Source organism: Pseudomonas sp. UYIF39 (assembly GCF_029963765.1).
GTDB lineage: Bacteria > Pseudomonadota > Gammaproteobacteria > Pseudomonadales > Pseudomonadaceae > Aquipseudomonas.
Genome location: NZ_JALBYU010000018.1, coordinates 31845 through 44566, shown reverse-complemented (window position 1 = coordinate 44566; position 12722 = coordinate 31845). Strand labels below are relative to the sequence as shown.

The following is a 12722-nucleotide window of genomic DNA, read 5'->3' as shown; positions in this document are numbered from 1 at the left end:
TCAAGAGTTCTTGCTGGCTATTCTCCGGTGCAAAGCTGTATAAGAAAAACCAATCTTACTGATCGCTCATTAGGAAAACTGATGTTCGACTATAAATTGCTTTCTGCCTTGGCCGCGGTGGTTGAGCAGGCCGGGTTCGAACGTGCGGCTCAGGTGCTCGGCTTGTCGCAATCGGCGATCTCCCAGCGCATCAAATTGCTCGAGGCGCGGGTCGGCCAACCGGTGTTGGTGCGGGTGACACCGCCGGCCCCGACCGAAATCGGCCGACGGTTGCTCAACCATGTGCAGCAGGTGCGTTTACTTGAACGGGACTTGCAAACACTGGTGCCGGCACTCGACGAAGAAGGTCTGCCGGAACGTCTGCGCATCGCCTTGAATGCCGATAGCCTTGCCACGTGGTGGGCCGTGGCGGTCGGGGACTTTTGTGCGGAACAGCATCTGCTGCTCGATCTGGTGGTCGAAGACCAGACTGTCGGCCTCAAGCGCATGCGCGCCGGTGAAGTTGCGGCGTGCGTCTGCGCCAGCGAACGCCCGGTAGCCGGCGCGCGCAGCGTTTTGCTGGGGGCCATGCGTTACCGTGCGTTGGCCAGCCCGGCATTTATTGCCCGGCATTTTCCTGGAGGTGTGCGCGCCGATCTGTTGTCGAAAACGCCTGCGTTGGTGTTTGGCCCGGACGATTTCCTACAGCATCGCTACCTCGCGTCCCTCGGCGTCGATGGCGGATTCGAACACCACCTATGCCCCTCGTCCGAAGGCTTCATCCGCCTCACCGAAGCGGGACTCGGTTGGGGCCTGGTGCCTGAACTGCAGGTGCGCGAGCAACTGGAGCGCGGTGTATTGGTAGAGCTTTTGCCCGATAAGCCGATCGATGTGCCGCTGTACTGGCATCATTGGCGCAATGGCGGTCAGTTGCTGGGGTTACTGACCGATCAGTTGGTGCGTTCGTCGAAGCAATGGCTGGTGCCGTTGGACTGACGGGCAGCGTCAAGACCTCACGCCTTACGCAATATGCAAAACGCAAAACGAAATATTCGGAGCAATTCATGAAGATTCTGGTTACCGGCGCAAGCGGCTTCATCGGCGGGCGCTTTGCGCGTTTTGCCCTGGAGCAGGGCCTGGACGTGCGGGTCAACGGTCGCCGGGCCGAAAGTGTGGAGCATCTGGTGCGCCGTGGCGCCGAGTTCATCCAGGGTGACTTGAGCGACCCGGAACTGGCACGCGACCTGTGCTCAGACGTCGAAGCCGTGGTGCATTGCGCCGGTGCGGTCGGTTTGTGGGGGCGTTATCAGGACTTCCATCAAGGCAACGTGCAGGTCACGGAAAACGTGGTCGAGGCCTGCCTGAAACAGCGGGTTCGGCGACTGGTTCATTTGTCATCGCCATCGATCTACTTCGATGGCCGCGATCATTTGGGGCTGACCGAAGAACAGGTGCCCAAGCGTTTCAAGCATCCTTACGCCGCGACTAAATACCTGGCCGAGCAAAAAGTTTTCGGCGCTCAGGAGTTCGGCCTCGAAACCCTGGCCCTGCGCCCGCGTTTCGTGACAGGGGCTGGCGACATGAGCATCTTCCCGAGACTGCTGAAAATGCAGCGCAAAGGACGGCTCGCGATCATCGGCAACGGCCTGAACAAGGTGGATTTCACCAGCGTGCAAAACCTCAATGAAGCGTTGCTCAGCAGTTTGCTGGCCAGTGGTTCGGCGTTGGGCAAGGCCTACAACATCAGCAACGGCACGCCGGTGCCGTTGTGGGACGTGGTCAATTACGTGATGCGCAAGATGGATGTCCCACAGGTCACGCGCTACCGTTCCTACGGCTTGGCCTACACCGCAGCGGCGCTCAACGAGGGGGTGTGTAAGTTGTGGCCGGGTCGTCCCGAGCCGACCCTGTCCCGCCTGGGCATGCAGGTGATGAACAAAAATTTCACCCTGGACATCAGCCGCGCCCGGCATTATCTGGACTACGATCCCAAAGTCAGTCTCTGGACCGCCCTCGATGAATTCTGCGGCTGGTGGAAGGCCCAGGACATTCGCTGACGCATGGGTTAGCGCCGCCACACTGAACCGAGTTCGGGGTTGTGGGTCAATCGATGCGGCAGTGGGGGTTATACTGCGCCGCATCAAGCCATCACCGCGTTCCACAAAGGTTGACTCAATGTCCATGCGTAACGATGCCAACGACGACTTCGACGATGTACCGAGCCTGCGTGCCGACAGCCTCGACGACGATTTTGTGCCCACTGCTCGCACCACCGTGCATTCGCGGACCACGCCAGTCGTCAAAGTCAAAAGCCCGAGCACCGGCCCGCTGTGGGCGTTGGTAGGTGCCTTGTTCTTTGCCTTTGCAGGCCTTGCCTGGTGGAGCTTTCAGCAGCTCTCGCTGATGGAACAGCAATTGGTGGCAACCCAGGAAAGTTTCGCGCGTATCAGTGAGGATGCGGCGGGGCGCTTGCAGGACATTTCCGGCAAGGTTGTCGCCAGTCAGACCAATGTCAGCAGCGACAGCGAAGCCTTGAAGCTGCAAATCAAACAGCTGGAAAGCAAGCTCCAGGATCAAAGCAAACAACAGCAAGGCGTCCTCGGCCAGACCACCGATCTGGACAAGCGTCTGGCGCAGATGACTGCCCAAGCCACTGATCTGGATAAGCGCTTGGCGCAGATGACCGCTCAGACCACTGAGCAACAGACCGCCACCATTCAATTGCAGGCTCAGGTCAAAGTCTTGAACAGCGATGTAGCCGTGCTGAAAAGCAACCCGGCGGACACAGACAAATTCGACGCGCAACTTAAAAGCCTTGGCTCCGACATCGTTGCACTGAAGAAACAAGGCAACCCGAGCGCCGCCATCGAGCGTCTGGAGCAGGAAGTCGTTGTGCTCAAAAGCCAACAGGACAATCGCCCGGCCGCGACGTCAGGCGGGACCAATACCGCCGAATTCGACGCCTTCCGTAGCCAGGTCACCCGCAACATCAACACCCTTCAGGCGCAGATCCAGAATTTGCAGCAGCAGCTGCGCGCCCGGCCGTAAGAGTCAGCCAGCTGCTATGTATGGACTCGCCCCCGCGCTCAACCCGCTCTTGAAACACCCCATCAGTTGTGTCCAACTTTTGGGGTGCAGACCAGAGTGTGGTGACGATCGGTCGGCGGGGTTATCGGACTTTATCCTCGCGCCCACGCAACACCATGTTCGGCATGGCAATCGCTGCCGCCAGCCCCAGCAGCGACACCGCCGCGCTGACCATCAACAAATTCCGGAAGGTCAGCAGCAACTCAGCGCGCAAGGCGTTCTGCGCATCCCCCGGCGCGGCGTTCAAACCATCGAGCAAGACGTTCCCCGAACTGCCCTCGGCAATCATCGAAGAGCCGGCCAGATGGGCAAAGCTTGAGTCCTGCAACAATGCCAACAGCAGTGCCGACATCAAGGCCACTCCCACCGCGCCGCCCAGTGAGCGGAACAGGTTGGTGGTGCTGGTGGCGACACCGATATCCCGCTGTTGCACCGAGTTCTGCGTTCCGACCAGGGAAGTCGGGAACTGCATGCCGCTAGCGATCCCGCTGATCAACATGAACAGACTACTGAGTACAAATGCCTGGGGAGGGCTGAACGCCATACCCAGAATCGAGATCGGCATGATTAGGGCCCCGGTCAGAATCATGGGTTTGTAGCGCCCGGTCACCGAGGTTCGGCGGCCGGCGAAATACGCGCCAATCGGCAAACCTATCGCTAGCGGCAACAGGCGCAGCGCGGCGCTGTCGGCCCCGGCGCCGGTAACGCTCTGGAAGCGCAGCGGCATCAACACAATCAGCGAGATTGCCTGGAAACTGGTGAAGAAGATCGTGCACCAGCACAGGATCGCGTTGCGGTTGGCGAACAAATGCATCGGCAGCAGCGGCTCCCGGGCCCGGCGTTCATGCCAGACGAACAACGCCAGTACCAACACCGCACAACCGAGCAGGCCCAGCACTTCGGCACTGCGCCACGAATGGCCCTGACCGACCTGGGTGATGCCCAGCAACAAGGCGGTCAAGCCGATGATCATCAGCACCGTGCCGAGGTAATCGATGATCGGTTTGCGTTGCGGCACTGGCAAACCCACCAACGTTCGATTGGCCACCAACCAGGCACCGAGGCCCAACGGCAGGTTGATCAAAAATACCCAGCGCCACGACAGGTACTCGGTCATGTAACCACCGAGTACCGGGCCGGCCACGCTGGCCACTGCGTACATGCTGCTGAAATAGCCTTGATAGCGGCCGCGCTCCCGGGGCGGCACGATGTCGCCGATGATCGCCTGGCTGACCGAAATCATCCCGCCAGCACCGATGCCTTGAAGAATTCGCGCCAGCACCAGCTGCTCCATGCTCTGGGCCATGCCGCAGAAAAACGAAGCGACCGTGAACAACCCCATGCCAAACAGCATCAACGTGCGGCGACCGTACAGATCGCCCAATTTGCCGTAGATCGGCACGGCCACCGTCATCGCCACCATGTAGCCGGAAATCACCCAGGCCAGCAGGCTGACGTCCTTGAATTGTGCGGAAATGGCCGGCATCGACACGGCGACAATGGTCTGGTCCAGCGCGCCAAGAAAGATCGCCAGCATCAGGGCGATCAACACGCTGCGAATGGCCGGTTTTGGCGTTTCAGGTTGGTTGAGATTGGTCACGGGTCAGACCCTGCGGCAGTGATTGACCCGCAAGGTGCAAGGCGAGCGGGGATGCTCGCCAGTGTAAGTCGGTAGCAGGCTATTCGATAGCCTCGTATGGAAGGCCGACGTAATTTTCTGCAATGGTTTTTCGACCGGCCTCGGAGTCGACGAAGTACTCCAGTTCCGACTCGGCAATCCGCAGGCTGAAGGCGTCGTTATCGTCGAAGCGGTGCAGCATCGAGGTCATCCACCAGGAAAACCGTTCGGCTTTCCATACCCGGCGCAAACACACCTCGGAGTACTTCTCCAGCAAATCCACACGGCCTTCTCGGTAAACCTTCAACAGAATGTTGAACAGCGTGCTGACGTCGCTGGCCGCCAGGTTCAGCCCCTTGGCGCCGGTGGGTGGGACGATGTGCGCGGCGTCGCCGACCAAAAACATCTGTCCGTACTGCATCGGTTCGACGACAAAACTGCGTAACGGCGCGATGCTTTTTTCGATGGAAGGCCCAGTGATCAACGACGCTGCCAACGTGCCAGGCAGACGGGATTTGAGCTCATCCCAGAAGCGCTGATCAGACCAGTTCTCGACGTGCTCGTCGGCCGGCACCTGGAGGTAATAGCGAGTGCGGGTGGCCGAACGCATGCTGCACAGGGCAAAACCGCGCTCATGCCGGGCGTAAACCAGTTCTTCGTGAACAGGCGGCGTGTCAGCGAGGATGCCGAGCCAGCCAAACGGATAGACCCGCTCGAACACTTTCAGGCACTCGGCAGGAATCGACTGCCGGGCCACGCCATGGAAACCGTCGCACCCGGCGATGTAGTCGCAATCGAGTCGATACAGCTCGCCGTCCTTCTCAAAAGTCACGAACGTCTCTTCGGTTTTCATCCCGTGAGGAACGACGTTGCCGGCCTCGTAAATCGTCTGCGCACCGGCCTCCCGACGAGCGGCCATCAGGTCGCGGGTGACCTCGGTCTGACCGTAGATCATCACCGTTTTGCCACCGGTCAGGGCTTGCAGATCGATGTGTACGCGGCGTGCGTCGAGGGCCAGTTCGAAGCCAGTGTGGACCAGCCCTTCGGCGTCCATGCGCTGACCCACGCCGGCCTGGCGCAACAGCTCTACCATGCCTTGTTCGAGGACGCCGGCACGGATTCGTCCAAGCACATAATCCGGGGTCTGGCGTTCGAGAATGAGGGTGTCGATGCCGGCGTTGTGCAGCAATTGGCCGAGCAATAAACCGGACGGACCGGCGCCGATGATGGCGATTTGGGTTTTCAGTATTTTCATTGTTTTTATGACTCGCAAGCTTCACGCGACCAGGGCCGGTGAATAATTTTTATGGATCGAGTGCTTGCATTTTTCTCTCGCGAGTCTGTCAATTGAAGGGGAAAACTGAGCCGATACCTGTACATTCTGCCAATCGGTGCGATTATCGCCCGCCTACCCCTCCGAGGCCTGGATTGAAGTGATGAACAAGCCTGACCTACCTTCGATTCCAGTGTTCAAGCTCTACGGTGAAAGCCTGGATTGGCCGACACCGGACTTGCTGCACTGTGAAACCATTTCCAAACGCAGCCGCGAACACCAGTGGGAAATCAAACCCCACCGCCACGCCGATTTGTGCCAGTTGCTCTTCGTATTCAAAGGTCAGGCCGAGCTTGAAATCGAAGGCAAACGTACGCAACTGACCGAACCGACAATCCAGATCCTGCCACCGCTGTCGGTGCACGGCTTCCGGTTTTCCGAAGACGTCGAGGGGTTTGTCGTGACCCTGGCTGCGCCGCTGGTCGCTCATCTTCAGGCGCAACTGGGCAACTCGGTGAACGCCCTGGCCCAAGCCGAAAGTTATCCGGCGGGCAAGGAAAGCGACTACCTCAACAGCCTGTTTTCAGCGCTGCAAGACGAATACACCGGCCACCAGCCGGCTCGCGAAATGCTCATGCATTCGCTGGTCAGCGTGATCATGGTGTGGGTCAGCCGCCAGGTGATTTCCCGTCGCAATGCCAGTCAGCGTCCGCAGCGTGCCCGGGAGTACCTCAACGGGTTTATTCAGTTGGTGGAAGAGACCTATCGCCAGCACGTCAAGGTCGAGGACCTGGCTCATCGGCTGGGGATTTCCGTGTCCCACCTCAACGGCACCTGCCGTGAGCTGGCGGGACAACCGGCGTTGCAGATCATGCACGAGCGTCAGTTGCTGGAGGCCAAGCGTTTGCTGACCTACACCAGCATGACCATTTATGAAATGTCCGACGTGTTGGGGTTCTCTGATCCGACCAACTTCACGCGCCTGTTCCGGCGTCGAGTGGGGATCTCGCCCAAGGCATTTCGCGACCGCTTGAAGGCCGATCAGGACAACGAGGCCTGATCCCCTTCGTTACTTGAGGGCGTTGAGGGTCGCGTTGTGGGGAATGCAGCGCTCGAAGTTACAGCTCGCGTATTCACGGGGCAGTTGTCGCAACTGCTCGACGCGCCAGGCCGCGGTGCCATACAGCGCAAGCGTGGCCGCGCAGGTGATGAAAATCGCGAGGTATCTTCTTGTTTTGATGTTCATGGCGTTGACCTCTGAACGAATACCCTTCGGTACTACTTTCAGCATAGGTCAGTGCGAGTGAGTTGCCACCAAAGCGGCGTTTGCATGTAACTCGGTATTCAGAACGCTGATACCCCCTGTGGGAGCGAGCTTGCTCGCGATAACGGTTGATCATTCAATAACGATGTTGACTGACCCACCGCTATCGCGAGCAAGCTCGCTCCCACATGGGGCCGCTTAAAGACCCACATCCCACGCCGGTTCTTCGGGAAACCTCAGCACCAGAAAATCCAGCATGCTGCGCAACGTCGCCGGCATGTGTTTGCGTGAGGCATACACCGCGTAAACGTTCATTTGCCGGGGTTCAGCATGGGGCAGCAGGCGGATCAGTTCGCCGCTGTGGATATGCACGCCGGCCTGATAACTGGGGAGCATCGCCACCCCGGCGCCGGCCATCGCCGCGCGCAACAACGTGCTGGCTTCGTTGGCGCTGATGTTGCCCTGCACCGGCACTGACACCTGCTCACCGTCCTCCTCGAAATGCCAGAGGCTTTTGCCGAAGTAGGAGTGGGTCAGGCAATTGTGCTGGCTCAGATCCTCGACCCGCAGCGGTGTCGGGTGTTCGAGCAGATAAGCGGGGGAGGCGCAGATCACCGAGCGGCAAACCGTCAGGCGCCGCGCGATCAGGTTCGGGTCCAGGTCGTTGCTGGTGCGGATCGCCAGATCGATGCGCTCATCCACCAGGTTCACCGTGCGGTCGAGCATCTGCAGGTCGATGCTGACGCCGGGGTAACGCTTGACGTAAGCGGCCATGGCATCGGCCAGTTGTGCCTGACCAAACGAAGTGCTGACGCTGATCCGCAACAGGCCGCGCGGCGCATCGTCCGGCTCGCTGACGGCGGCTTGCATGTCCGTGGACAGGTCGAGCATCTGCCGGCATCGAGGCAGGATTTCACTGCCGGCGGCGGTCAGGCTCAGCTTGCGCGTGGTGCGGTGCATCAGGCGTGCGCCGACCCAATCCTCCAGCTCCGCCAGATAGCGCGAAACCACGGGCCTTGACAGGTCCAGGTGATCGGCGGCGGCCGACTGGCTGCCGAGGTCAACCACTGTGACGAACACCCGCATTGCTTGTAGACGATCCATCATTTGCTCACTTTCAGAAACAAACTATGTCCCAGCATCGCATTTTTTGTACTGAGTCATGCAACTAAGCTCTGGTCCATCGCCAAACACGGCATTCGGACCACGGAGTAACAGATGATCGGCTTCACCTCGCTTAAACGTATTTTACTGGCTACTGTCACCCTCGGTTTCGCCGCCCACGCGGCCGCTGCCTCGACCCTGACCCTGGACGTCTACAACCCGGGCGACAAGGCTATTTTTCCGGTGACCTCGGTGTTGGTCAGCGGCGAGAAAGACGCGATTTTGGTGGATGCGCAATTTGGCAAATCCCAGGCCGAGCAAGTGGTCGAAAAGATCCGCGCCAGCGGCAAGCAACTGACCACCATCTACATCAGCCACGGTGACCCGGATTACTACTTCGGCCTCGACACCCTGACTGCCGCATTCCCCAACGCCAAAGTGCTCGCCTCGCAGCCGACCGTGGATCACATCCAGAAAACCGTCGATGGCAAACTGGCGTTCTGGGGGCCGAAAATGGGCGCCGACGTGCCAGCCAAAACCATCGTGCCGGATGTCCTCAAGGGCGACAGCCTGATGCTCGAGGGGCAGAAGTTGCAGGTAGTGGGGCTGGACGGCAAACAGCCGGATCGCAGCTTTGTCTGGATTCCGTCGATCAAGGCCGTGGTCGGTGGTGTCGTCGTCGCGGAAAACATCCATGTGTGGATGGCCGACACCCAGACGCCGCAGTCCCACGCCGATTGGTTGACTACGCTGCATGCCATCGAAACCCTGAAACCGAAAACCATCGTGCCGGGTCATTACCTCGGAGAAAGCGCCCGCTCCCTGGCTGCCGTGCAGTTCACTGCCGAATACATCAAGGCCTTCGACGAAGAAACCGCCAAGGCAAAGGACGCTGCCGCGCTGATCGCCGCGATGAAAAAACGCTACCCGAAGCTGGGTGAAGAAAGCTCCCTGGAACTGAGCGCCAAAGTCGCCAAGGGCGAGATGAAGTGGTAACCCGATTCACCTACTCACACTGATCCACACTGGAGAACGTCATGAGCAAGATCGCAATCATTGGTGCCACCGGTCATGCCGGTAGCCAACTGCTGGAAGAAGCCCTGCGCCGTGGTCACAGCGTTACGGCGATCGCCCGCGACACCTCGAAGATCGGCCTGCGGGCCGGTGTGGTCAGCAGAAATGTGGATGCGCTCGACGCTGAAGCCTTGCAAGCAGCGGTCGCTGGCCATGACGTGGTGATCAGCGCTGCGCACTTCGCGACGCTTCCTGCCAGCGCTGTAATCGGGCCGGTGCAGAAGGCTGGTGTGAAACGTCTGCTGGTGGTGGGCGGTGCCGGTTCGCTGTTGCTGCCGGACGGAACCCGCGTCATCGACAGCGAGGGTTTTCCGCAGGCGTACAAGGCTGAGGCCAGTGCCGGTGCGCTGTTTCTGGAAAACCTGCGGCAGGAAAAACAGCTGGACTGGACCTTTGTGTCGCCGTCGGCAGAGTTTGTCGAAGGTGAACGCACGGGGACGTTTCGGGTTGGCAAGAATGATTTGCTGGTGAGTAGCGAAGGGCGGAGCTGGATCACTTTTGCCGATTATGCGATTGCGATGATCGATGAAGTGGAAGTGCCGAAGCATTCTCGGCAGCGGTTTGCTGTGGGCTACTGAGTTCACGGAAAACTTGTGGGAGCGAGTTTGCTCCCACAGGGTTGTGCGCCAAACCTTCAGGGCTCAGCGACTCTGAGCCTGCTCCACCAACCATCCCATCAATTCGCGTAACTTCGGCGAAGGTGTCGGTTTCTCCGGGAAAACCAGGTAATACGCCAACCCCGTCTTTACCTTCAATTCAAACGGCATGACCAGCCGCCCGGCACTCAAATCATCGCCAATCAACGACCAATCTCCAATCGCCACGCCTGTCCCCTGGGACGCCATCGACATCGCCAGGTCCAGCGTTTCGAAATGCTGACCCTTGCCGACATTGCTCAAGCGTATATCGGCGGTGGCCAGCCAGGCCTTCCAGTCCCGTTCATCCCGGGTCGGGTGCAGCAGCATGTGCTGCTCCAGATCCTCCGGCGTCAGTAGCGGCACCGGACCTTCGAGCAATGGCTTGGAACAGACCGGCGTCAGTTGTTCGTCAAACAGCCGATGGGACGCCAGCGAGGTGTCCGGTGGCACGCCATACACCACGGCGGCATCGAACTGCTCGCGATGAAAATCCACACCGTGCTTGACCGTAGTGGTCAATTCCACCGGTACATCCGGACGCTCCCTTTGCCACTGCAACAGCCGTGGCAACAGCCAGCGCATGACACACGTCGGGGCCTTGAGTTGCAGGGTTTCGCGCTTCTCGCCGATCTGCTCCACCGCCTCGTCGATCAAGCCGAAAATCTGCTGGACCCGTGGCAGCCATTCCCGTCCTTCGGCCGTCAGGTCGAGGCCCCGGGCCTGGCGAATGAACAGTTCATAACCCAGATGTTCTTCCAGCCCGGCGATCTGCCGACTCACCGCACCTTGGGTGATGTACAGCTGTTCAGCGGCACGGGTGAAGTTGCAGCACTGCGCGGTAATCAGAAAAGTGTGCAGCGCCGGCAGGGGAGGCAATCGTTTCATTGGGATCCAAGGTATGACGTGAGGACATGGCTAGTATGACTTTTTATCCATTGTTGCGGCTACGTGTCGCCCGTTCCAATGAGGCCATCCCTGGACCTGCCCGCTCATCATAAACACTGCGCAGGTCCGGCGTCTCAAACGAACAAGAAGGGCAAAGAAATGGCGACGTGCGGCGAAGTATTGGTCAAGTTACTCGAAGATTACGGGGTTGAGCAGGTGTTCGGCATTCCCGGGGTTCACACCGTGGAGCTGTATCGCGGGCTGGCCCGTTCGAGCATCAACCACGTCACTCCGCGTCACGAACAGGGCGCCGGTTTCATGGCCGACGGTTACGCTCGCACCAGCGGCAAACCGGGTGTGTGCTTCATCATCACCGGCCCTGGCATGACCAACATCACCACCGCCATGGGCCAGGCCTACGCCGACTCGATCCCGATGCTGGTGATCTCCAGCGTGCAATCGCGCAGCCAGTTGGGCGGCGGTCGCGGCAAGCTGCACGAGCTGCCGAACCAGAGCGCATTGGTCGGCGGTGTTGCGGCGTTCTCCCACACCTTGATGTCGGCGGCTGAATTGCCGGGCGTCCTGGCGCGTGCCTTTGCACTGTTCCAGGCCGGCCGTCCGCGCCCTGTGCATATCGAAATTCCGTTGGACGTGCTGGTAGAAGAGGCCGATGACCTGCTCGCCAGCGTACCGGTGAACATCGACCGCGCCGGTGCCTCGCCGAGCGCAATCAGCCGCATGACCGCGCTGCTGGCCGGTGCCAAGCGCCCACTGATTCTCGCCGGTGGCGGCGCCATCGATGCCGCGGCCGAGTTGACTGAACTGGCCGAACTGCTGGACGCCCCGGTAGCCCTGACCATCAATGCCAAAGGCATGCTCGAATCCAACCATCCGTTGCTGATCGGCTCAACCCAAAGCCTGGTCGCGACTCGCGCTTTGGTGGCTGAAGCTGACGTGGTGTTGGCGATCGGCACCGAACTGGCCGAGACCGACTACGACGTGACCTTCGCCGGTGGGTTCGAAATTCCCGGCGCACTGCTGCGCGTAGACATCGATCCGGACCAGACCGTGCGCAACTATCCGCCGCAAGTGGCGCTGGTATCCGACTCCCGTAACGCTGCCCAGTCCTTGCTGAGCGCGCTGTCCCACAAGTCGTTGGCCGAGCGCCGTAACGATTGGGGCCAGGTCCGTGCCGCACGCTTGCGCGACGAACTGGCTGCCACCTGGGATGCTCCGACCCTGGCCCAGACCCGCTTCCTGGAAACCGTCTTGCACGAACTGCCAAGCGCAGTCTTCGTCGGCGATTCGACCCAACCGGTGTACACCGGCAACCTGACGTTCAACCCGGAACGCCCGCGTCGCTGGTTCAACTCGTCCACCGGTTACGGCACCCTCGGTTACGCCTTGCCGGCAGCGATTGGCGCCTGGCTCGGCGGCAGCGTTGAAAACGGCGCGCGTCCTCCAGTGGTGTGCCTGATCGGCGACGGCGGCCTGCAATTTACCTTGCCGGAACTGGCCAGCGCCGTTGAAGCGCGCACCCCGGTGATCGTCCTGCTGTGGAATAACCAGGGCTACGAAGAGATCAAGAAATACATGGTCAACCGCGCCATCGAGCCGGTTGGCGTCGACATCTACACCCCGGACTTCATTGGTGTGGCCAAGGCGCTGGGCTGTGCAGCCGAAGCCGTCTGCGGTGTCGAGCAACTGCGCAGCGCTCTGCGCGCAGCTGCCGATCGCCAGGGGCCGACCCTGATTGAAATCGATCAGGCTGTGTGGATGAAGGCGGTGTCGAAATGACTT

The 12722-nt window shown here is 60.1% G+C and carries 12 protein-coding genes; 7 read left to right on the top strand and 5 right to left on the bottom strand.

Annotated features, from left to right (window positions below; genetic code table 11):
• Window positions 1-81 precede the first annotated feature (81 nt).
• From MO767_RS21640 to MO767_RS21630, 3 genes are all read left to right on the top strand, one after another.
• Window positions 82-975 (top strand): LysR family transcriptional regulator ArgP, encoded by an 894-nt coding sequence (locus tag MO767_RS21640; protein WP_282482162.1) that lies wholly within the window; start codon window positions 82-84, stop codon window positions 973-975.
• 68 nt (window positions 976-1043) lie between these two features.
• A complete protein-coding gene (locus MO767_RS21635; protein WP_282482161.1) occupies window positions 1044-2036 on the top strand; it encodes an NAD(P)-dependent oxidoreductase in 993 nt (330 codons plus the stop codon).
• A gap of 118 nt (window positions 2037-2154) precedes the next feature.
• Window positions 2155-3027, top strand: coding sequence for an ATPase (locus tag MO767_RS21630; protein ID WP_282482160.1), 873 nt, complete (start codon window positions 2155-2157; stop codon window positions 3025-3027).
• Window positions 3028-3148: 121 nt separating this feature from the next.
• Here MO767_RS21630 and MO767_RS21625 read toward each other — a convergent pair whose 3' ends face one another.
• On the bottom strand, window positions 3149-4666 hold the full coding sequence (locus tag MO767_RS21625) for an MDR family MFS transporter (RefSeq protein WP_282482159.1): 1518 nt from the start codon (window positions 4664-4666) through the stop codon (window positions 3149-3151).
• A 79-nt stretch (window positions 4667-4745) separates the two neighbouring features.
• On the bottom strand, window positions 4746-5939 hold the full coding sequence (gene pobA, locus MO767_RS21620; protein ID WP_282482158.1) for a 4-hydroxybenzoate 3-monooxygenase: 1194 nt from the start codon (window positions 5937-5939) through the stop codon (window positions 4746-4748).
• Between the two features lie 181 nt (window positions 5940-6120).
• Between pobA and MO767_RS21615 the strand changes: the two genes are divergently transcribed.
• On the top strand, window positions 6121-7017 hold the full coding sequence (locus MO767_RS21615) for a helix-turn-helix domain-containing protein (RefSeq protein WP_282482157.1): 897 nt from the start codon (window positions 6121-6123) through the stop codon (window positions 7015-7017).
• A 9-nt stretch (window positions 7018-7026) separates the two neighbouring features.
• On the opposite strand, the gene MO767_RS21610 is transcribed toward MO767_RS21615, so the two are convergent.
• Together MO767_RS21610 and MO767_RS21605 are read right to left on the bottom strand one after the other, a co-directional pair.
• Entirely contained in the window at window positions 7027-7203 is a 177-nt protein-coding gene (locus MO767_RS21610) for a hypothetical protein (RefSeq protein WP_170206612.1), read from the bottom strand.
• 216 nt (window positions 7204-7419) lie between these two features.
• The gene (locus MO767_RS21605) at window positions 7420-8325 is read right to left on the bottom strand and encodes a LysR family transcriptional regulator (RefSeq protein WP_282482156.1); all 906 of its coding nucleotides are present in this window, start codon (window positions 8323-8325) and stop codon (window positions 7420-7422) included.
• A 114-nt stretch (window positions 8326-8439) separates the two neighbouring features.
• Between MO767_RS21605 and MO767_RS21600 the strand changes: the two genes are divergently transcribed.
• Together MO767_RS21600 and MO767_RS21595 are read left to right on the top strand one after the other, a co-directional pair.
• Window positions 8440-9321 carry an MBL fold metallo-hydrolase gene (locus tag MO767_RS21600; RefSeq protein WP_282482155.1) on the top strand — a complete coding sequence of 294 codons (882 nt, stop codon included), beginning with the start codon at window positions 8440-8442 and terminating at the stop codon, window positions 9319-9321.
• A gap of 41 nt (window positions 9322-9362) precedes the next feature.
• The gene (locus tag MO767_RS21595) at window positions 9363-9977 is read left to right on the top strand and encodes an NAD(P)-dependent oxidoreductase (protein WP_282482154.1); all 615 of its coding nucleotides are present in this window, start codon (window positions 9363-9365) and stop codon (window positions 9975-9977) included.
• A gap of 63 nt (window positions 9978-10040) precedes the next feature.
• Here MO767_RS21595 and MO767_RS21590 read toward each other — a convergent pair whose 3' ends face one another.
• On the bottom strand, window positions 10041-10922 hold the full coding sequence (locus tag MO767_RS21590; protein ID WP_282482153.1) for a LysR substrate-binding domain-containing protein: 882 nt from the start codon (window positions 10920-10922) through the stop codon (window positions 10041-10043).
• 159 nt (window positions 10923-11081) lie between these two features.
• Here MO767_RS21590 and MO767_RS21585 point away from each other — a divergent pair, with 159 nt between their 5' ends.
• Window positions 11082-12719: a 5-guanidino-2-oxopentanoate decarboxylase gene (locus MO767_RS21585; protein ID WP_282482152.1), complete on the top strand. Its 1638-nt coding sequence runs from the start codon at window positions 11082-11084 to the stop codon at window positions 12717-12719.
• The last annotated feature ends 3 nt before the right edge of the window (window positions 12720-12722 follow it).

Excerpts from the sequence above, each read along its gene's own strand:
- MO767_RS21610 (WP_170206612.1), bottom strand. The coding sequence starts at position 7,203 with ATGAACATCAAAACAAGAAGATACCTCGCGATTTTCATCACCTGCGCG.
- MO767_RS21605 (WP_282482156.1), bottom strand. The coding sequence starts at position 8,325 with ATGGATCGTCTACAAGCAATGCGGGTGTTCGTCACAGTGGTTGACCTC.
- pobA (WP_282482158.1), bottom strand. The coding sequence starts at position 5,939 with ATGAAAATACTGAAAACCCAAATCGCCATCATCGGCGCCGGTCCGTCC.
- MO767_RS21590 (WP_282482153.1), bottom strand. The coding sequence starts at position 10,922 with ATGAAACGATTGCCTCCCCTGCCGGCGCTGCACACTTTTCTGATTACC.
- MO767_RS21615 (WP_282482157.1), top strand. The coding sequence starts at position 6,121 with ATGAACAAGCCTGACCTACCTTCGATTCCAGTGTTCAAGCTCTACGGT.
- MO767_RS21630 (WP_282482160.1), top strand. The coding sequence starts at position 2,155 with ATGTCCATGCGTAACGATGCCAACGACGACTTCGACGATGTACCGAGC.
- MO767_RS21640 (WP_282482162.1), top strand. The coding sequence starts at position 82 with ATGTTCGACTATAAATTGCTTTCTGCCTTGGCCGCGGTGGTTGAGCAG.
- MO767_RS21600 (WP_282482155.1), top strand. The coding sequence starts at position 8,440 with ATGATCGGCTTCACCTCGCTTAAACGTATTTTACTGGCTACTGTCACC.
- MO767_RS21635 (WP_282482161.1), top strand. The coding sequence starts at position 1,044 with ATGAAGATTCTGGTTACCGGCGCAAGCGGCTTCATCGGCGGGCGCTTT.
- MO767_RS21595 (WP_282482154.1), top strand. The coding sequence starts at position 9,363 with ATGAGCAAGATCGCAATCATTGGTGCCACCGGTCATGCCGGTAGCCAA.
- MO767_RS21585 (WP_282482152.1), top strand. The coding sequence starts at position 11,082 with ATGGCGACGTGCGGCGAAGTATTGGTCAAGTTACTCGAAGATTACGGG.